Origin of the sequence: Xenorhabdus ehlersii (assembly GCF_003610465.1) — a bacterium.
In the GTDB taxonomy this organism is placed as follows: Bacteria; Pseudomonadota; Gammaproteobacteria; order Enterobacterales; family Enterobacteriaceae; genus Xenorhabdus; species Xenorhabdus ehlersii.
Window position 1 is genome coordinate 151,836 of the sequence record NZ_RAQI01000006.1, and the last position, 20,126, is coordinate 171,961.

At 42.9% G+C, this 20,126-nt stretch carries 17 protein-coding genes; 14 read left to right on the forward strand and 3 right to left on the reverse strand.

The features are described from left to right. Positions 1 to 8: 8 nt before the first annotated feature. Positions 9 to 551, reverse strand: a complete 543-nt coding sequence (gene smrB, locus BDE27_RS17135) for an endonuclease SmrB (protein ID WP_099132046.1) — start codon at positions 549 to 551, stop codon at positions 9 to 11. 181 nt (positions 552 to 732) lie between these two features. Between smrB and hutI the strand changes: the two genes are divergently transcribed. From hutI to BDE27_RS17200, 13 genes are all read left to right on the forward strand, one after another. Beyond that, positions 733 to 2,001, forward strand: coding sequence for an imidazolonepropionase (gene hutI / locus BDE27_RS17140; RefSeq protein WP_099132045.1), 1,269 nt, complete (start codon positions 733 to 735; stop codon positions 1,999 to 2,001). 19 nt (positions 2,002 to 2,020) lie between these two features. Further along, positions 2,021 to 2,980, forward strand: coding sequence for a formimidoylglutamase (hutG, locus tag BDE27_RS17145; protein WP_099132149.1), 960 nt, complete (start codon positions 2,021 to 2,023; stop codon positions 2,978 to 2,980). A 37-nt stretch (positions 2,981 to 3,017) separates the two neighbouring features. Next, positions 3,018 to 3,749 (forward strand): histidine utilization repressor, encoded by a 732-nt coding sequence (gene hutC / locus BDE27_RS17150; protein WP_099132044.1) that lies wholly within the window; start codon positions 3,018 to 3,020, stop codon positions 3,747 to 3,749. Positions 3,750 to 4,050: 301 nt separating this feature from the next. Continuing rightward, on the forward strand, positions 4,051 to 5,745 hold the full coding sequence (hutU, locus tag BDE27_RS17155; protein ID WP_099132043.1) for a urocanate hydratase: 1,695 nt from the start codon (positions 4,051 to 4,053) through the stop codon (positions 5,743 to 5,745). 14 nt (positions 5,746 to 5,759) lie between these two features. After that, positions 5,760 to 7,292 (forward strand): histidine ammonia-lyase, encoded by a 1,533-nt coding sequence (gene hutH, locus BDE27_RS17160; protein WP_099132042.1) that lies wholly within the window; start codon positions 5,760 to 5,762, stop codon positions 7,290 to 7,292. A 92-nt stretch (positions 7,293 to 7,384) separates the two neighbouring features. After that, positions 7,385 to 8,749 (forward strand): amino acid permease, encoded by a 1,365-nt coding sequence (locus BDE27_RS17165; protein ID WP_099132041.1) that lies wholly within the window; start codon positions 7,385 to 7,387, stop codon positions 8,747 to 8,749. Between the two features lie 137 nt (positions 8,750 to 8,886). Beyond that, complete coding sequence (gene prmB / locus BDE27_RS17170; RefSeq protein WP_099132040.1) at positions 8,887 to 9,822, forward strand: 50S ribosomal protein L3 N(5)-glutamine methyltransferase; 936 nt, start codon at positions 8,887 to 8,889, stop codon at positions 9,820 to 9,822. Between the two features lie 211 nt (positions 9,823 to 10,033). After that, on the forward strand, positions 10,034 to 11,119 hold the full coding sequence (aroC, locus tag BDE27_RS17175) for a chorismate synthase (RefSeq protein ID WP_099132039.1): 1,086 nt from the start codon (positions 10,034 to 10,036) through the stop codon (positions 11,117 to 11,119). 86 nt (positions 11,120 to 11,205) lie between these two features. After that, entirely contained in the window at positions 11,206 to 12,006 is an 801-nt protein-coding gene (locus BDE27_RS17180) for a sulfite exporter TauE/SafE family protein (protein WP_099132038.1), read from the forward strand. A 21-nt stretch (positions 12,007 to 12,027) separates the two neighbouring features. Then, on the forward strand, positions 12,028 to 12,585 hold the full coding sequence (locus BDE27_RS17185; protein ID WP_099132037.1) for an elongation factor P hydroxylase: 558 nt from the start codon (positions 12,028 to 12,030) through the stop codon (positions 12,583 to 12,585). Positions 12,586 to 12,601: 16 nt separating this feature from the next. After that, complete coding sequence (locus BDE27_RS17190; protein ID WP_099132036.1) at positions 12,602 to 12,877, forward strand: YfcL family protein; 276 nt, start codon at positions 12,602 to 12,604, stop codon at positions 12,875 to 12,877. 737 nt (positions 12,878 to 13,614) lie between these two features. After that, a complete protein-coding gene (locus BDE27_RS17195) occupies positions 13,615 to 14,451 on the forward strand; it encodes a hypothetical protein (protein WP_099132035.1) in 837 nt (278 codons plus the stop codon). 5 nt (positions 14,452 to 14,456) lie between these two features. After that, a complete protein-coding gene (locus BDE27_RS17200; protein WP_099132034.1) occupies positions 14,457 to 14,990 on the forward strand; it encodes a GNAT family N-acetyltransferase in 534 nt (177 codons plus the stop codon). A 95-nt stretch (positions 14,991 to 15,085) separates the two neighbouring features. On the opposite strand, the gene mnmC is transcribed toward BDE27_RS17200, so the two are convergent. Continuing rightward, the gene (gene mnmC, locus BDE27_RS17205) at positions 15,086 to 17,134 is read right to left on the reverse strand and encodes a bifunctional tRNA (5-methylaminomethyl-2-thiouridine)(34)-methyltransferase MnmC2/FAD-dependent 5-carboxymethylaminomethyl-2-thiouridine(34) oxidoreductase MnmC1 (protein WP_099132033.1); all 2,049 of its coding nucleotides are present in this window, start codon (positions 17,132 to 17,134) and stop codon (positions 15,086 to 15,088) included. A gap of 204 nt (positions 17,135 to 17,338) precedes the next feature. Between mnmC and fabB the strand changes: the two genes are divergently transcribed. After that, positions 17,339 to 18,553: a beta-ketoacyl-ACP synthase I gene (gene fabB / locus BDE27_RS17210; RefSeq protein WP_099132032.1), complete on the forward strand. Its 1,215-nt coding sequence runs from the start codon at positions 17,339 to 17,341 to the stop codon at positions 18,551 to 18,553. Positions 18,554 to 18,613: 60 nt separating this feature from the next. Here the strand turns inward: fabB and BDE27_RS17215 are convergent, their stop codons facing one another. Next, a complete protein-coding gene (locus BDE27_RS17215; RefSeq protein ID WP_099132031.1) occupies positions 18,614 to 20,122 on the reverse strand; it encodes a tripartite tricarboxylate transporter permease in 1,509 nt (502 codons plus the stop codon). Between the last annotated feature and the right edge of the window lie 4 nt (positions 20,123 to 20,126).

Below are 20,126 nucleotides of genomic sequence, written 5' to 3' on the forward strand. Positions count from 1 at the left end.
AAACCAAATTAGCGCCGCGTAAACTCATCCATTTCCACCAAAATGAGTAACGCAGCGTTCCCTCCCCACTCTTTGGGGGCTTGATGGAAAGCAATAATATCAGGATGTTGGGCAAGCCATAGCGGGGTTTGTTGTTTGAGAATGTGTTTACCGTGTCCATGCATAACGCAGGCACAATAGACATGCTCACGACGACAGGCAGCGATTAATGCCCCAATTTCTTGTTTGGCCTGTAACTGAGTTAGCCCATGTAAATCCAGAAAAAGTTCAGGGGAATAATCTCCACGACGCAATTTCTTTAATTCATAATGACTGGCATCTTCCCGAATGTAACGAGTCGGGCCTTCCATATCCAAATTTGGCTGGAACTCATCGGAAAAATAGTAACTGGCATCAGCTTGTTCTTGCATTAAGCGTTCAGGGGCAACATGGTTGATTTTTTTTCTTTTCGGGGGATGGGAAACCGTATCTTGCGTAATACGACGGGTTCCTGTAACAGACGTTCTGAATAGACTGATGTCTTCTGAGTTTAATTGATATTTCTTCTTCATTACACATTCATTTACTCACACTTTTGGCAAGTGTACATGATTTTTTGTGATTTTTCCTGGCAGTTATCATTTTAAGTAACAAATCGTTCACAAAATGATTTGACAATTATGTTTGGTTATAAAATAAATGTATATACAACATGAGTTCTGATACAAACGAGAAAAATAACAGGATAGTACAATGTCGATTGAACTAAGAGACACTGATGTTATATGGCGCAATGCCAAACTTGCCACAATGAACCCTGCAATTAAAAACGTTGATGGTGAAAGTTATTACGGCATGTTAGAACAGCATGACCTTATTGTGCGGGATGAAAAAATCTTAGCGATTTTGCCGACAGATAGTGTACCCGCCAATCAATGTAAAATCATTGACGCAGAACAGCGCTTGATCACACCTGGCTTAATCGATTGCCACACTCACTTAGTTTTTGGTGGCAATAGAGCCTCTGAGTGGGAACAACGCCTGAATGGGGTTTCTTATGAAGAAATTAGCGCCAAAGGGGGAGGTATTAATTCCACAGTTAATGCCACCCGCAATAGTTCGGCTCAACAGTTGGAAAACGTATCCCAGAAGCGTCTCAATGCATTGATGGCCGAAGGGGTGACAACGATTGAGATGAAATCAGGTTATGGGTTGGATCTGGCAAATGAAGAAAAACAATTGAAGGTTGTGCGGGCATTGGCACAGAAAAATCCCATCGAAATTAGCCCAACATTACTTTCTGCCCATGCTGTCCCACCTGAATATAAACATGATCCTGATGCCTATATTGATTTAGTTTGTGACTCCATCCTGCCTACTCTTTGGCAAAAACAGTTATTCGACGCTGTAGATGTATTCTGTGAAACAGTTGGTTTCACTTTGAATCAGACCAAACGCTTTTTTGAAACCGCAAAACGCTTAAATATTCCCGTAAAAGGTCATGTTGAGCAACTTTCCAATTTGGGAGGAAGTGAACTGGTTGCTGAATATCAAGGTTTATCCGTTGATCATATTGAGCATTTGGATGAAAAGGGTATTGAAGCCATTAGCCGTAGTGGAACAGTAGCAGTGTTATTGCCGGGGGCATTTTATTTTCTGAGAGAAACTCAACGTCCTCCTATTGCATTATTGCGTCAATATGGTGTTCCAATGGCTATTTCAACAGATTTTAATCCCGGTACGAGTCCTTTTGCTTCCTTGCGCCTGATTATGAATATGGCTTGTGTACAATTTGGCTTGACACCAGAAGAAGCTTGGCGAGGAGTGACTATTCATGCAGCTCAGGCACTGGGACGAGCGGATAGTCACGGTCAATTAGCGGCAGGTTTTATAGCGGACTTTGTCGTTTGGGATGCCCAGAATCCAGTTGATATTTTATATGAACTGGGACATAACCCGTTGGTTTATCGTATTTATCATGGTGAAATCACGCATCGTGATGACTTAAATGGCTTTAATTAATGGTGGTGAGGGAAAAAATATGAATTTATGGCATCCAACATCAGAAAACATTTGGCAAGGGCGCAATGATCTTGCAGAAGCCAATAACGCCTTACGTCTATTCCAGACAATAAAACAGCCGGCCAGTTTTTCTCCAGCTGAATTTCCTCATCATATTGCGCTATTGGGATTTGAATGTGATGAAGGCGTTAAACTTAATCAGGGACGTCCGGGAGCGAAGTTAGGACCAGAATATTTGCGCCAATCCTTGGCAAACCTGGCGAGTTATGATGGTCATGATAGATTGGTGGATTTGGGAAATATTCGCGCTAATTCTGGGGAATTGAGTGAAGCACAGCAGGCACTCAGTGATGCTGTCTATGAATGCCAGCAGCATAATATGAAAACGCTGATTTTTGGCGGTGGGCATGAAACGGCTTTTGCTCATGGGATGGGAATTTACCGTGCGTTTTCGGAGCAGCGTGTCGGTATCATCAATTTTGATGCCCACTTGGATCTGAGAAATTCGCCGCAGCCTACATCAGGAACCCCATTTCGGCAACTTGCGCATTACTGCCAGCAACATCAGCGTCCATTTAATTACAGTTGTGTTGGCGCCAGCTTGGCATCAAATACCCAGGCATTACTGGATGAGGCTAATCATCTTGATGTCACCATTATTTGGGATACCCACTGTGTTGAATCCATGTTGGATAAGGTACAGAAGCAATTACAAGATATCATTAATCAGGTTGATATCATTTATATGACTATCGATTTGGATGTGCTGCCAATTTGGCAAATGCCAGCCGTTTCTGCACCTGCGGCGTTGGGAGTTCCGCTGGAGCGTTTATTGCCATTAGTTCAACTCATCTGTCAGAGCAAAAAATTGCAAGCCGTAGATTTAGTTGAGCTTAACCCTTTATATGATATCCAGGGAATGGGAGGGAAAGCGGCGGCTCGGCTTGCATGGCAGTTGGTGCATTGGTGGAATAAATAGGCTGGTGGGAAGAGTAGAAAGTGAGAAGGAAGGAATAGTGACAGACGATTTACCAGATATATGTACCAAGCCAGTACCTTTATATGCAAAAGTTAAACAAGCGATTATTGAAAAGATCTATACAGGGGAATGGAAACCGCATGATCGGATTCCTTCGGAAGCGGAATTGGTCAGGCAATTTAACTGTAGTCGCATGACGGCTAACCGGGCATTAAGGGAGCTAACGGCAGAAGGTTTTCTATTCCGTCTGCAAGGGGTGGGTTCGTTTGTCTCTGAGCCGAAAGGACAATCTGCGTTATTTGAAATTCACAGTATTGCAGATGAAATTGCTTCCCGCTCTAACCGACATAGTTGCAAGGTGTTGAAACTCGCTGAAGTGAGCGCCAATATGACTCAGGCTGAGGAATTCAGTATTGCAGTAGGTGCGCCGCTCTACCATTCCATTATTGTACATTATGAAAATGATGTACCTGTGCAAATTGAAGATCGCTTTGTCAATGTTCAGGCAGCACCGGAATATTTGCGGCAAGATTTCCGTCAGCAAACGGCCCATGATTATTTATCCCAGGTAGCGCCATTGACAGAAGGGGAACATATCGTTGAAGCCGTGGCGGGAGATGCCCTCTCTTGTCGGTTATTACAAATTGAGGCAAATACGCCCTGTTTGTTAATCAGCCGACGAACCTGGTCGAGAGAATTTATTGTTTCCAGTGCCAGGTTATTGTTTCCTGGGTATCGATATAAATTGAAAGGGCGTTTTAGTTCATAGTTCCCTAATGGAGCTACAAAAAATCAGGCTGCAAAAACCTCTTTTTTCCTTTGGGGAGAAGAGGTTTTTCATTAGTCCTTGTAACAATAATGTAAAATCAATGTGATGTTAAACACAAAACCAGCAAAAATATTTCCCTGTTTATCACGAAATAAATCAATATCATCTTTTTGATTTTCATCAAAAAAATATTTTACCCGCATCATTAACTTTATCTCCGTCACATTTTTGCCTATTGAATGCACATGTATATACAACTATACAATTAATAAAATTCACAACGATGAGATAGGAAAAAACCGTGACGACGCAAAATAATAAATTCAGCAACGTAACCATTCGCGCTCCCAGAGGGACGCAACTGACAGCAAAAAGCTGGCTAACCGAAGCACCACTTCGTATGCTCATGAATAACCTTGATCCCGATGTGGCGGAAAATCCCTGTGAATTGGTGGTGTATGGTGGCATTGGTCGTGCAGCCAGAAACTGGGAATGCTATGAAAAAATCGTTGAAACCTTAAAGAATCTGGAAAATGACGAAACCCTGCTGGTGCAATCCGGTAAACCTGTGGGGGTGTTCAAAACCCATGAGAATGCCCCGCGTGTATTAATTGCCAACTCGAATTTGGTGCCACACTGGGCGACATGGGAACATTTTAACGAATTGGATGCCAAAGGGCTGGCTATGTATGGCCAGATGACAGCCGGTAGTTGGATTTACATTGGCAGTCAGGGCATTGTTCAGGGAACTTACGAAACTTTTGTCGAAGCAGGCCGCCAACACTACAACGGCAACTTGACCGGACGTTGGATACTGACGGCGGGTTTGGGCGGTATGGGCGGTGCCCAGCCACTGGCTGCGACATTGGCAGGTGCCTCTTCATTAACCATAGAGTGCCAACAAAGTCGCATTGACTTTCGTCTGCGTACCAAATACGTGGATGAGCAGGCCGTTGATCTGGATGATGCTTTGGCGCGTATTGAACGTTATACCCAGGAAGGTAAAGCAATCTCGATAGCATTGTGTGGTAATGCTTCAGAGATTTTACCTGAGCTGGTACGCCGTGGCGTGCGTCCTGATATGGTAACAGACCAAACCAGTGCCCATGATCCATTACACGGTTACTTGCCGGCTGGTTGGACATGGGAAGCGTATTGCCGCCGTGCCGAAAGTGAGCCAGAAGTGGTGATCCAAGCGGCAAAAGCGTCAATGGCCGCACATGTTGAAGCTATGTTGGCCTTTCAGGAACAGGGTATACCTACCTTCGATTATGGCAATAATATCCGCCAAATGGCGAAAGAGGTGGGTATTGAACACGCTTTTGATTTTCCTGGCTTTGTTCCCGCTTACATTCGCCCGCTGTTCTGTCGAGGTATAGGACCTTTCCGTTGGGCGGCGCTTTCCGGTGATCCTGAGGATATTTATAAAACTGACGCCAAGGTAAAAGAACTGTTGCCGAATGATGCCCATTTACACCGCTGGCTAGATATGGCGAGAGAGCGCATCAGTTTCCAAGGCTTGCCTGCACGTATTTGTTGGGTAGGGTTGGGAGATCGTGCCAAATTAGGTTTAGCATTCAATGAAATGGTTCGCCGAGGGGAACTTTCTGCACCAATCGTGATTGGCCGTGATCATTTGGATTCTGGCTCTGTCGCCAGCCCTAATCGTGAAACTGAATCCATGCAAGATGGTTCTGACGCTGTTTCTGATTGGCCATTACTGAATGCCTTACTGAATACGGCTGGTGGTGCAACATGGGTTTCCCTGCATCATGGTGGTGGCGTTGGTATGGGATTCTCTCAACATTCTGGCATGGTCATTGTTTGTGATGGAACTGATGAAGCTGCTGAGCGCATTGCCCGTGTATTACACAATGATCCGGCAACGGGCGTTATGCGTCATGCTGATGCGGGCTATGAATTGGCTATCCAGTGTGCGAAAGAGCAGGGGCTAAACCTGCCAATGTTAAACCTGCCAGTGACTGATGCGAAATAAGGAGCGTTGTTAAAATGAAAAATATTACTATTCATCCGGGAAAAATGACGCTTGAAGAATTACGTCATGTTTATCAGCATCCTGTTCACATTAGTTTGGACGAACACTGTTTCCCTGCCATTGAAGGTAGTGTTGCTTGTGTGAATCGCATTATCAGTGAAAATAAAACGGCTTACGGTATCAATACCGGTTTTGGTTTGCTCGCGAATACCCGTATTGCAGAGCAGGATTTGGAAGAGTTGCAGCGTTCTATCGTGTTGTCACATGCGGCGGGAGTGGGTGAACCTCTGCCGGATGAAATTGTCCGCTTGATTATGGTGTTGAAAATTAATAGCCTTGCCCGTGGTTATTCTGGCATTCGTCTGGAAGTCATTCAGGGACTGATTGCCTTGGTCAACGCTGAGGTTTATCCCTGTATTCCAAGCAAAGGTTCGGTAGGGGCTTCCGGTGACTTAGCACCCTTGGCGCATATGAGCTTGTTATTGTTGGGCGAAGGTAAAGCCCGTTATCGTGGTGAATGGTTACCGGCAAAAGAGGCACTGGAAAAAGCAGGACTTGAGCCGATGTGTCTTGTCGCAAAAGAAGGTTTGGCACTGCTCAACGGTACGCAGGCTTCTACCGCTTTTGCCTTAAAAGGGCTATTTGCCGCAGAAGATTTACTCGCATCAGCGATTGTTTGTGGCGCCATGTCTGTTGAAGCCGCTCTTGGCTCCCGTAAACCCTTTGATGCCCGTATCCATGAAGTACGTGGACAGAAAGGCCAGATTGATGTGGCAGCCCTTTACCGTTTGATATTGGAAGAACAAAGTGAGATTTGTGAATCCCATAAAAACTGCCCGAAAGTTCAGGATCCTTATTCATTGCGCTGCCAGCCACAAGTGATGGGGGCTTGTTTAACCCAAATCCGCCATGCTGCTGATGTTATTATGGTTGAAGCCAATGCAGTCTCTGATAACCCACTGGTATTTACCGAAGAAGATGAGGTGATTTCTGGTGGTAATTTCCACGCGGAACCCGTCGCTATGGCATCAGATAATCTGGCTATTGCTTTGGCAGAAATCGGCTCATTGTCAGAACGTCGCATTGCCTTGCTGATGGATAGCAATATGTCCCAGTTGCCACCATTCTTAGTTGAAAACAGCGGTGTTAACTCTGGTTTCATGATTGCACAGGTGACGGCGGCTGCGCTGGCAAGTGAAAACAAGGCACTGGCGCATCCTTCCAGTGTCGATAGTCTGCCGACATCTGCCAATCAAGAAGATCACGTTTCAATGGCACCCGCCGCAGGCCGTCGCCTGTGGGAGATGGCAGATAACGTGCGAGGGATCTTAGCAATTGAATGGTTGACAGCTTGCCAGGGCATGGATTTCCGTCATGGCTTGAAGAGTAGTCCGGTATTAGAAAAAGCTCGCCATATTCTTCGTGATAAAGTTACACATTATGATAAAGACCGCTTTTTTGCTCCGGATATTGATGTAACAATTCAGTTGTTGGCCGAGCAGCAACTTTCTGCTTTGTTGCCTGCTGGGAATATCTTAGAAAACTAAGTACAAACACATCGTTTTAGGCCGGATAAAATCCGGCCTTATCGTAGTATTTATCTCTTCCAATCTAATAATAAAAGACATAAGGATAAATCATGCAAAATATTTCACAACTCAAGCGCGGGTTAAGCGTTCGCCACATTCGGTTTATGGCTCTGGGTTCGGCAATTGGCACAGGTCTTTTCTATGGTTCGGCAGGCGCTATTAAAGCCGCAGGACCGGCGGTATTGCTGGCTTATGCAATTGGCGGTGCAGCCGTTTTTATGGTCATGCGGGCATTGGGGGAAATGGCGGTACATCGCTCTGCACCTGGCTCTTTCTCTTATTATGCCACCCAATACTTAGGGCCATTGGCAGGTTTTCTGACCGGATGGACTTACGTCTTTGAAATGCTGGTTGTTTGTCTTGCTGACGTCACCGCATTTGGCATCTATATGAAGCTCTGGTTTCCCCATGTTGACCAGTGGATTTGGGTTCTTGGCATTGTCTTTTTTATTGGCGCAATCAACCTATGTAACGTCAAGGTATTTGGTGAAATGGAATTTTGGCTGTCTATCATCAAAGTTGCTGCGATTATCGCCATGATTGTCGGTGGTTTTGCCATCATGATGTATGGGTTTGGTCAGGAAGCAGGGCATGTCACAGGCCTGTCGAATTTATGGGAACATGGTGGATTTATGCCAAACGGCATAGCGGGGGTAATTGCTTCGTTTACAGTCGTTATGTTTGCCTTTGGTGGCATTGAAGTCATCGGCATCACGGCCAGTGAAGCTAAAAATCCAGAAAAATCCATCCCACGTGCGATCAATGCGGTTCCGTTCCGTATCTTACTGTTTTATGTTCTTACACTGTTTGTTTTGATGTGCATTTATCCGTGGAATCAAGTGGGACAAAATGGCAGCCCATTTGTCCAGATCTTCTCCAGCCTGGGAATTGATTCCGCAGCCAATATTTTAAATATTGTCGTGATTACCGCTGCAATTTCCGCGATCAACAGTGATATTTTTGGTGCCGGACGGATGATGTATGGCATGGCCCAGGAAAAACAGGCACCAGCCTCTTTTACCCAACTGACTAAAAACGGGGTACCGTGGGTTACGGTGCTGGCAATGTCTGGGATCTTGTTGGTGGGCGTCCTTTTGAATTATTTGTTGCCGGAAAAAGTTTTCGTCATCATTGCTTCCATCGCAACATTTGCAACCGTTTGGGTATGGCTGATGATTTTGCTGTCACAATATGTTATGCGCCGAAAAATGCCGGCAGAGGAGGCCAAGCAGCTTAAATTCTCCGTTCCCTTCTGGCCTGTTGCGCCGACTTTAGCCATTGCTTTTATGGCATTTGTTATTGTGGTATTAGGCTATTTCCCTAATACCCGGATTGCATTATACGTAGGGATAGTATGGATAGTATTATTGACTATCAGCTATTATTTATGGGTAAAAAAACCAAGTCATGGTTAACCCTCCCATACCACCTTATGTATTTTGTGAATACAATTTCATCCTAAGATAACTCAGTGTTAAGAAAGCTGATTTGTGTTCTGGATCATGGCAAACTAACGAGTTGATATATCTTTTTTGTTGTTTGGAGGTGTTTTTTGGATAAGATTTTAGTCGATGAGGCTGTTGCAGAGCTGCGTACTATTTTAGATATGTTGCGTTGGTCTACTAGCCGTTTTAGCGAATCGGATATCTATTGTGGACATACTGCATGTAATCCGTGGGACGAGGCTTTGCAATTAGTTCTCCCCTCATTGCGTTTGCCTATGGATGTCCCTGATTCAATGATGGCTTCACGCCTGACATCAACAGAGCGTCAACGTATCGTGGAACTTGTCTTACGTCGTATTAATGAACGTATTCCTGTTGCTTATTTGATAAATCGAGCTTGGTTCTGTGGTCATGAATTTTATGTCGATGAGCGAGTTTTGATTCCACGTTCACTGATTAGAGATGTGATTGAAAACCATTTTGAAGGACTTATCTCACGTCAGCCATCGACAATTTTGGATCTTTGTACAGGAAGCGGTTGTATTGCAATCGCCTGTGCCCATGCCTTCCCAGAAGCCGAAGTTGATGCTGTTGATATTTCTCCAGATGCTTTGGAAGTTGCAGAAATAAATATAGAGAATCATAAGCTTTCTCACCGTGTAATCCCGATTCGTTCAGATCTATTTCATGATATACCATCGGTGAAATACGACATCATTGTCACTAATCCTCCTTATGTCGATGAAGAAGATATGAGTGATTTTCCTCAGGAATACGATCATGAACCTGAATTAGCCATGGCTGCAGGTATTGACGGGTTGGATTTGGTTCGTCGTATTCTGGCAACTGCCCCGGATTTCCTTTCAGAAGATGGAATACTGGTATGTGAAGTAGGTAACAGTATGGTACACCTGATTGAGCAATACCCTGAAGTACCATTCAAATGGCTAACATTCGAACATGATTATGGTGATGGTGTTTTCGTGCTGACTCGCCAGCAGCTTGTTGAATATCACGAATATTTCCAGCAATTCAAAGACTGATATTTTTTCATTCATCCAATGGTTAAAACAGATATTTCATAATTGTATCTATATCCAGTGGATTTCGAGTAGCAGCTAGCAATATTGTTGCTCGAAAGATTAAGGATAAAAGGCAAATAAAATTACTGAAATAAGATAGGTTTTAATCATTGGGTGAGTTATTGTTATTCGATCTCATTTGTAACGCATAAATAATGATGGCAGGGTAAGAATGGCAGGAAATAGTATTGGACAGTTTTTTCGTGTCACCACATTTGGTGAATCTCACGGGATCGCACTGGGATGCGTTGTCGATGGTGTTCCACCGGGTATTGCTATTACAGAAGCTGATTTGCAAATCGATTTAGACAGGCGTCGTCCGGGAACTTCCCGTTATACGACGCAGCGTCGTGAACCCGATCAAGTTCGCATTCTTTCTGGTGTTTTTAACGGCGTGACAACCGGTACTAGCATTGGCCTGATGATTGAAAACACCGATCAGCGTTCACAAGATTACAGTGCAATTAAAGATGTTTTCCGCCCTGGCCATGCTGACTATACCTACGAACAGAAATATGGGGTGCGTGATTACCGTGGTGGCGGGCGTTCATCTGCCCGTGAAACCGCTATGCGCGTTGCAGCAGGGGCAATTGCTAAAAAATATCTACTCGAAAAACACGGTATTCTTATTCGTGCTTGCCTGACTCAGATGGGTGATATTCATTGTGAACTGAAAGATTGGGATCTTGTTGAACAGAATCCTTTTTTCTGCCCGGATGCAAGTAAGTTGACTCAGCTTGATGAATTACTCCGTACATTGAAAAAAGAGGGGGATTCTATCGGTGCGAAAGTGAGTGTGGTTGCCGAAAACGTTCCTGCCGGATTGGGTGAACCGGTTTTTGACCGTTTGGATGCAGACATCGCTCATGCTTTGATGAGCATTAACGCGGTCAAAGGTGTTGAAATCGGTGAGGGTTTCGGTGTTATCAACTTACGTGGCAGCGAGAACCGCGATGAAATGACGACACAGGGATTTACCAGTAACCATGCAGGCGGCATTTTAGGCGGAATTAGCAGTAGTCAGCCAATTATTGCGCATATCGCCTTGAAACCAACATCCAGCATTATGGTGCCAGGCAGAACTATCAATCGTCAGGGAGAAGAAGTGGATATGGTAACTCGCGGCCGCCACGATCCTTGTGTTGGTATTCGTGCCGTACCTATCGCAGAAGCAATGATGGCAATTGTACTGATGGATCACTTACTGCGCCAGCGGGCACAATGTGCTGATGTGATATCATCACTTCCACGCTGGTAATTAGGGAAGAGGCTCCTGATACCCGCTTTGGTTGGTGCTGAAAGGTATCATGAGAATAGGCAAGCAGTTTTCTGGTGAAATGCATAATGGAATGGTCATTATTGGGGCCGGAAATTTACGGTTTCCTCTTTTTAGTTGCGATGGTGGCAGGGTTTATCGATTCCATTGCCGGAGGTGGTGGATTATTGACCATCCCTGCGTTGCTATCGGTGGGCGTTTCTCCTGTCCAAGCGCTGGCAACAAGTAAGTTACAGGCTATAGGTAGCTCTTTCTCTGCCAGCCTCTATTTTATCCGCCGTGGCGTAGTGGATTTGCGTTCCCAGCGTTTTGCTATCTTCATGACGATAATTGGCGCCATGTTAGGAGCTTTGCTGGTTCAATTTATCTCACCGGATTTTTTGCGTTATTTATTGCCGGCATTAGTGATCATTATCGGCGTTTATTTCCTATTGGTGCCGAATATTGGGGCAGAAGATCGGCAACATCGTCTTGGTCCAATTGCGTTTGGTTGCCTTGCCGGATGTGGTATTGGTTTTTACGATGGCGTGTTTGGGCCAGGGACGGGATCTTTTTTTGCACTCTCTTATGTCATGCTTTGTGGCTACAATTTGGCAAAAGCAACGGCTCATGCCAAGGTACTGAACTTTGCATCTAACATCGGAGCCTTAGGATTCTTTGTTCTTGGCGGACAGATCTTATGGCTGGCGGGAGTTGTGATGTTGGTAGGACAAATAATCGGTGCGCGATTTGGGGCGAGTTTAGTACTGAGCAAAGGGAAGAAACTTATTCGTCCGCTGTTGGTGACAATTTCCTTTTTGATGAGCATCAAACTTCTTTATGATCATCACGGAGATACAGTCCGTTCTTGGCTGGCATTTTATTTTTGATTTAGGATCTGGCATTAATACATGACCGCACATCATTATCAGCAACTGATTGAAATTTTTGATAATTGCTTTAGCAATGACTATAACACCCGTTTGATAAAAGGTGATGATGAGCCGATTTATCTGCCTGCAGATGATGAAGTTAACTATAACCGGATAGTGTTTGCCCACGGATTTTATGCCAGTGGATTACATGAAATTTCTCATTGGTGCATTGCGGGTGAAGAGCGTCGCAAACTGATCGATTTTGGTTACTGGTATTGCCCTGATGGGCGCGATGCCCAAACTCAGGAGAAGTTTGAAAAGGTGGAGATTAAACCACAATCGCTGGAGTGGTTATTCTGTATAGCAGCGGGGTTTCCCTTTAATATCAGTTGTGACAACCTTGAAGGCGATTTTGAGCCGGATCGCCTGGCTTTTCAGCAGAAAGTGCATGCGCAAGTCATGCAATACCTTGAAAATGGGATACCCGCACGAGCTGAACGCTTTATTCAAGGTCTGCAATCGTTCTACAATACGCCTCCATTAAAAGCAGAGCATTTTCCTTATCCGGAAGATCTCTTTGCTAACAGAAATTGATTTTGAGGAAAAAATAATGCTCGCAGAGTTTGAAACACGTATTCTGGCGCAAATTGATGATATGGTTGAACAGGCCAGTGATGATGAATTATTTGCTGGTGGTTACCTCCGCGGGCATCTGACATTAGCTGTTGCTGAATTAGAGCAAGAAGGTGCAAACACTATCGAACAGCTCCATCAGCGTGTTGAAGAAAGCATCCACAAAGCAATTAAAGTGGGAGAACTGACTCCACCGGATCAGATTTTGGTTTTGGCAACTTGGCAAAAATTGCTGAATGGTGCAAAAGATTAATTCTTTGATATAAAAATAACTTTATTTAGGGCTATTCATGTAGCCCTTTATTTTTGCTTTAACTGAGTAACTTCCCATCTTCAGTTACAAAAAAACTCGTAGTGCTTCTCAATAATGAGAATAAATAGTGATAATTAAATCTTTATTGATCTTTTTATAGTAAATATAAAGTACAGTAATTTGGTTGTTAAATCTATCCTACATGTGTTTTTTAATTATTTACAATTAAAATGATTAGGGTGTTAATATATTTAATATGAATATAATGCGGTGGACAAAATAATGAAATTCTATTTATTGTTGTTATTTAAAAAGGTTTTTTACTTGCTATCTAAATAATGTATAAATGTGTTCTGTTTTAACGGTTGTTAATATAATTATTTTATTATTTATTTTTATTAATCATGTTATTAATAGAACAACTGATGATTAAAATAAGTAGAAATGCTAAAGTTTTGACAATGATATGTTGGAAAATGAAGTGATTTTTACCTGATTAACTAACGGAAAACCATAAATAATAAGAGGTTGATATGCAATAAGATATCTCTGGTATATGGACAAATCCTTGTTCAGAACAAATGAACAGTAATAATGATGGTAATTCCGCACTAAAAGACTGATGGAGTAGGTGAAATATTGCTAAATAAAAAATCAGTAAAATTTTATATTAACAAAACAGATAAATTTCCCTTGGAAAGTCAAAATCAGAAAAGGATTATTCAGGAAATAGTGGCATGAAGCTGGAAAATAATTTTGTTCAGAGTGGTTACAGAGATCATACTGAAAGTAACAAAATACTTTTGTTACCTGAATCGATAAATTCTGACTCATTAAAATTTGCTGAGAAAAAAGTGATGAATACAACACTGGAAAAAAGGGTTGAAAATCTGGAATCAGACGTTGCTCAAATAAAAATGGATGTTGCTGTTATAAAATCAAATTATGCAACAAAAGCGGATATTGAGTCTATTAATGTATTGATTAATAAAGAAATATCTTCTATGCGTGGAAATATATTACCCTTGCAGAATAATATGGGATCTGTAAGCAATAATATATCGACTTTGCAGAAGGATATGGTAGCTGTACGTAGCGATATATCGACTTTGCAGAAGGATATGGTAGCTGTACGTAGCGATATATCGACTTTGCAGAAGGATATGGTAGCTGTACGTAGTGATATATCGACTTTGCAGAAGGATATGGTAGCTGTACGTAGTGATATATCGACTTTGCAGAAGGATATGGTAGCTGTACGTAGCGATATATCGACTTTGCAGAAGGATATGGTAGTTGTACGTAGTGATATATCGACTTTGCAGAAGGATATGGTAGCTGTACGTAGCGATATATCGACTTTGCAGAAGGATATGGTAGTTGTACGTAGTGACATATCGACTTTGCAGAAGGATATGGTAGTTGTACGTAGTGATATATCATCTATACATCAGAAAATATCAACTGTAAGTGAGGAGCTATCCAATAAAATAGTTGCTCAAACTAAATGGATGGTAACAATAATGTTTGGTTTTTCTGGTGCCATTATTGCAGCAATGAGGTTTATGATTTGAATACAATGTCTTCTATTCGCTTAACACAAAAATCAGATGTAACTCATTTACCCGCAATAGAACATTCTGCTGCGAAATTATTTAGGTTTATATCTGAACTGGCTTGGATAGTTGATGGTTATGTGCAAACGGAGCAGCAACATTTGGACTATATTATGCAAGGCAATAGCTGGGTTGCCCTTAACGAAAACTCTTGTCCTATTGGTTTTATTTTAGCTAAGCCATTAGATGATGGGTTACATATTATGGAGCTTTCTGTGCATGAAAATTGGCAGAGAAAAGGTATCGGAAGGGCATTGATTGAAAAAGTCATTCAGGTTGCTGAACAACGCCATCTTAACGCTGTGACATTAACAACTTTTCGTTATGTTAATTGGAACGCACCCTTTTACCATAAATTGGGATTTGAGATCTTAGATTCGCAGCAACTTTCTGTGTCATTGCAGCAAATACTACAAAGTGAAATTGATGATGGATTTGCTGAAGAACAACGTTGTGCAATGAGACGTTTGCTTACTATGACCACCATACCTAAATAACATACTGAATTTGAAATAATATCAGTTTTGGGAATAAAGACCGTGGGGCACCAGGCATGATTGTTTCCATACCTGATGCAACAGAATAAACTACTTTAAGGTTTTTCTGTTCTTACTGCTTTGCCACGTAATAGCTTCCTAACCCAAAAGCGATTTGGGTGTAAAGCCGCTAATGTTTCATCATCAAGCGGTAGAGGTTCCCCAAAAATTTGGCTAGCCAATAATTCGGCACTTAAAGGAGCAGAACATAATCCACGTGAACCCAACGCACCAAGAACAAATAAGTCTGGGTAACAAGGAGATTCTTCAATGATTTTATTAGCGTTTATTTGCAGAGATAAATTTGCATATTTATCCATAAGCTTACTGAAAACAGGAACATTACCGACCATTGGCATATGATCCCGAATGACACACCGGATACCCTGGCGAGATTTCTCTTCTGAAATGTCAGCTTCCTGTGGCCAACCAACATCAGGAAAACATTTTAGTAAACGATCTCGGTTTTCTTGTTGCTCGATAGAAGAATACAGTGTATCTAACTGATTGCGTTGATAACTGGCGCCGATACAGTGATATTGGTTATTAGGATTAACGGGAGTCATGTAGCCATCGTAGCACAGTACACTTTTTAATTGACTTAGGCTATCTGTAGTTGGAATATGGCTAACTTGACCACGAACAGCGGTTACAGGGAGTTTTTTAGTCTGTTCAAATTGTGGCAGACAGTGACCATTGGCAATAATGACAACGTTGTGATCCTTGCATTGCAGGTTTTCTTTGTGTTCAATCTGCAATTGCCAGCCGTTTTCACTTTGGATGAGCTCAGTTACTTTATGATTAAAATAAACCTGCATTCCACGTTGCTCAGCCAGTTTAATCACTGCTTGAGTCAGTTGTGCGGGGTATAACCATCCTCCTTGTGGATAGTGAATGCCATCATAATTTACATCTAGTCCACTTACATGGCTTAATTGATCGCGGTTCATACCGAGTGCAATTTCTTCTGGCCATGTTGTTCGTAGCATTTTGCTTATTTTATTCGCGCTTTTTTCATCATAAGCTAATTGGCTGACGCCACACCATTGATGATCGAACGATATATTTTCGTCAATTAACTGATCGTATTGACGGCGGGCAAAAGTAAATGCTGATGTAAAGAAGCGTTCTAATGGATCGTCATTACCATTTAGTAAAGGATAAAGGGCCCCTTGTTGATTGCCGGACGCATTTTGGGCAGGTTGAGCATCCTGGCAATATAGCGTAACTTTGGCGCCACGGTGCAGTAGAGCAAGTGCAGTTAATGTACTAGCAATACCACCACCGATAATGGCAATATCATTGGTACAGGTAGCGGATTTGCGAGAAAACCATGGTGTATAAGGTAAGGAAAGTGGGTTACTTAATGGAGATAAAGTACCAGTTAGCATCTCTCTTTTACGTCCAAATCCTTTAACCTTAGTGACATTAAAGCCTGCTGCTTGTAATCCTCGGCGGACTATTCCGGCGGAGGTAAAGGTTGCAAAAGTACCTTCAGGACGACAAAATCTTGCCATTGCAGCGAACAACTGTTCACTCCACATTTGTGGATTTTTTGCTGGCGCAAAACCATCTAAGAACCAGGCATCAACTTTCCCTGTCAGGCTGGAATTTATCTTCGGTAATAGATCATTTACATCGCCAAACCAAAGATCCAAGGTAATAGCGCCATTATCCAGAATTAATCGATGGCAGCCTGCCAGTGGTAAGGGCCATTGTTGGTATAATTGGGCAGAAAACGCCTTAAGTTCTGGCCAACGTTGGTGTGCTGTTTTCAGGTCAGTTGTTTTTAATGGATATTTTTCAAAACTGATATAATGCAGTCGTTTTAATGCAGCTTCAGGATATTGTTGTCTAAAATGAGAGAAAGATCGCCAAAGTGTCAGAAAATTCAATCCAGTACCGAATCCTGTTTCTGCAATAACGCATTCTGAACGGGAATGTGTATTAAAACGTTGAGGAAAATGATTGCCTTGCAAAAATACATATAACGTTTCTTCCAAGCCATCTTGATTTGAAAAATAAACATCATCAAAATGCTCTGAAATAGGAGTGCCCTGCTCATTCCAGCTTAGGGTTGCGTTGTTGATAGCACTGCTTTTCACAATAATGCCTGTACTGTTGATAACAATAATATGTGGATTTTAACGGTCTTCATTCAGTTGCACCACCCATAGTAAAGATTCAGAGTTGAGTCCAGATCAATTTTTCCTTGAATTTTTAACCTGATCGGACTTGTTCGGCGTACAAGTGTACGCTAAAGTGCGGGTGAGTAAATCCCGCAGGTAAACATATTGATGAGGTAAGTAATGAAACGTGCAGTGATCACCGGTCTGGGTATTGTTTCCAGTATTGGTAATAACCAGAAAGAGGTGCTGGAATCTCTGAAAGAAGGTCGTTCCGGGATAACTTTCTCTGAAAAATTTAAAGAAATGGGTATGCGCAGCCACGTTTGGGGTAATGTAAAACTGGATACTTCTGGTTTGATTGACCGCAAAACTTTACGTTTCATGAGTGACGCATCTATTTATGCTTATCTGGCAATGGATGAGGCAATTAAAGATTCTGGCCTGTCCGATGAACAAGTTTCTAACCTTCGTACTGGATTGGTTGTTGGTTCAGGAGGAGGCTCTCCCTATAACCAAGTCGCTGGTTCAGATGGCATGCGTGCTCGTGGGTTGCGTGGTGTGGGGCCTTATATGGTCACACGGGCAATGGCCTCTGGCGTATCAGCGTGTTTAGCAACACCGTTTAAGATCAAGGGAGTCAACTATTCCATCAGTTCTGCCTGTTCAACTTCGGCACATTGTATTGGTCATGCCGTTGAGTTAATCCAACTTGGTAAGCAAGATATTATTTTTGCCGGCGGTGGTGAGGAATTAAGCTGGGAAATGGCTTGTGAATTTGATGCAATGGGAGCACTTTCCACTAAGTATAATGAAACCCCAGAACTAGCCTCCCGTACTTATGACCAGAATCGCGATGGTTTCGTGATCGCTGGGGGGGGTGGTATTGTTGTTGTTGAAGAATTAGAGCATGCACTGGCCCGTGGTGCGCATATTTATGCTGAAATTATCGGTTATGGCGCAAATTCAGATGGTGCAGATATGGTCGCTCCTTCGGGAGAAGGCGCTGTACGTTGTATGAAGATGGCATTAGATGGTGTTGAAGGTGGAGTCGATTACATCAATACCCACGGAACTTCGACACCAATTGGTGATTTGAAAGAACTGGAAGCTATTAGAGAAGTTTTTGGTGACAATACACCTGCCATTTCCGCCACTAAAGCGATGACAGGGCATTCATTGGGTGCAGCGGGTGCCCATGAAGCGATTTATAGCTTGTTGATGTTGGAGCATGGAATTATTGCACCAAGCATTAATATTGAAGACCTGGATGAAAAAGCGCAGGGCATGAATATTATTACTGAACCTACCGAACGCGAGCTAAGCACAGTGATGTCCAATAGCTTCGGGTTCGGTGGTACAAACGCATCCCTGGTGATGCGCAAGTATTCAAACTGATTTTTTAAGTCATAAAGAATTTACAGCCAATCCATTGATTATGTGGATTGGCTATTTTTATTAAGGAGCCGTGATTTTATTGCGGCGTTTATTAATGATGCGCAGAACTGGTGGAATAACAATTACCAATACTGCCAGAGCCAGCAAAACTTGTGTAATAGTACTACTCCATAGGATCTCAAAATCTCCATTGCTGATTGATAATGCCCGCCGTAGATTTTGTTCCAGCATTTCGCCTAAGACGAAACCTAAAATCAGTGGTGACATTGGGAAATTCATTTTTCGCAGTATGTAGCCGAAAACGCCTAATCCGATCATCAACATAAGATCAAAAGTAGTACTGTGGATAGCATATACCCCAACTGCGGAAACGATGGCGATTGAAGGAACCAAGAACCACATTGGAATACTCAGCATACGGGTAAATAGCCCAATCATCGGGATATTCATGATCAGTAACAAAATATTGGCGATCAACAAAGCCGCAATGAGTCCCCAGACGATATTAGGTTGCTCGGTGAACATGGTAGGGCCAGGAGTGATGTTGTAAAGTGTCAAAGCACCTAGCATCACAGCGGTTGTACCTGAACCAGGTACACCGAGAGTCAGCATGGGGATGAATGAACCACATGCTGATGCGTTATTGGCTGCCTCTGGTGCAGCTACACCACGGATATCACCTTTACCAAATGAATCACTGTTACCGCTGAGCCGTTTTTCAGTCATGTATGTAATTGCACTGGCGATTGTAGCCCCTGCGCCGGGTAATATTCCCACAAAAAAGCCGATCACTGAGGAACGTAAGGTTGGCCCTACACACGTTGCCGCTTCTTTTCTATTGAATAGCAAGCGCCCTGTTTGTCTAATGACTTTTTGCCCCGAAGAAGTACTCTCCAACATCAATAAAATTTCACTGACTGAAAATAGCCCAATGACGACAACAATAAATTGGATACCATCGGAGAGGTGCACGTTATTGAAGGTAAAACGATAAACGCCGGAATTAGCGTCCACGCCCACGGTTGCTAAAGCCAAACCGATTAAGGCCGCGAGTAGTGATTTTATGGGGTTTTGGCTCATCATGCTGCCGAGACAAGCAATGGCAAATACCATGAGTGCAAAGTACTCAGCTGGCCCAAATGCCAAAGACCACTGAGCCAAAAGTGGAGCGAATAAAATGATACCCATGATAGCCAAAAGCGAGCCACAAAACGAACTAACGGCAGAAATAGAGAGTGCAACGCCGGCTCTCCCTTGTTTTGCCATCGGGTAACCATCAAGCGTTGTCATAATGGCAGCGGCATCTCCCGGTACATTCAGTAAGATTGAAGAGATACGACCTCCATACTCACAACCAATGTAGACAGTTGCCAATAAAATTAGGGCAGATTCAGCGGGTAATTTTAACGCAAAAGCCAATGGCAGCAGGATCGCCACCCCATTTATGGGACCAAGACCAGGCAGTAACCCAACAACAGTACCGATAAAACAGCCTATCAATGCAATGACCAGGTTTTTGGGTACTAATGCGACTTCAAAACCATGGCTCAGATAAATCCAAGTATCCATCGTT

Bases quoted from the DNA above. Each gene is read 5' to 3' on its own strand.
- aroC (WP_099132039.1), top strand. From the start codon at position 10,034: ATGGCAGGAAATAGTATTGGACAGTTTTTTCGTGTCACCACATTTGGT.
- hutH (WP_099132042.1), top strand. From the start codon at position 5,760: ATGAAAAATATTACTATTCATCCGGGAAAAATGACGCTTGAAGAATTA.
- BDE27_RS17185 (WP_099132037.1), top strand. From the start codon at position 12,028: ATGACCGCACATCATTATCAGCAACTGATTGAAATTTTTGATAATTGC.
- BDE27_RS17195 (WP_099132035.1), top strand. From the start codon at position 13,615: ATGAAGCTGGAAAATAATTTTGTTCAGAGTGGTTACAGAGATCATACT.
- smrB (WP_099132046.1), bottom strand. From the start codon at position 551: ATGAAGAAGAAATATCAATTAAACTCAGAAGACATCAGTCTATTCAGA.
- BDE27_RS17200 (WP_099132034.1), top strand. From the start codon at position 14,457: ATGTCTTCTATTCGCTTAACACAAAAATCAGATGTAACTCATTTACCC.
- BDE27_RS17165 (WP_099132041.1), top strand. From the start codon at position 7,385: ATGCAAAATATTTCACAACTCAAGCGCGGGTTAAGCGTTCGCCACATT.
- BDE27_RS17215 (WP_099132031.1), bottom strand. From the start codon at position 20,122: ATGGATACTTGGATTTATCTGAGCCATGGTTTTGAAGTCGCATTAGTA.
- BDE27_RS17190 (WP_099132036.1), top strand. From the start codon at position 12,602: ATGCTCGCAGAGTTTGAAACACGTATTCTGGCGCAAATTGATGATATG.
- BDE27_RS17180 (WP_099132038.1), top strand. From the start codon at position 11,206: ATGGAATGGTCATTATTGGGGCCGGAAATTTACGGTTTCCTCTTTTTA.
- hutG (WP_099132149.1), top strand. From the start codon at position 2,021: ATGAATTTATGGCATCCAACATCAGAAAACATTTGGCAAGGGCGCAAT.
- fabB (WP_099132032.1), top strand. From the start codon at position 17,339: ATGAAACGTGCAGTGATCACCGGTCTGGGTATTGTTTCCAGTATTGGT.
- hutI (WP_099132045.1), top strand. From the start codon at position 733: ATGTCGATTGAACTAAGAGACACTGATGTTATATGGCGCAATGCCAAA.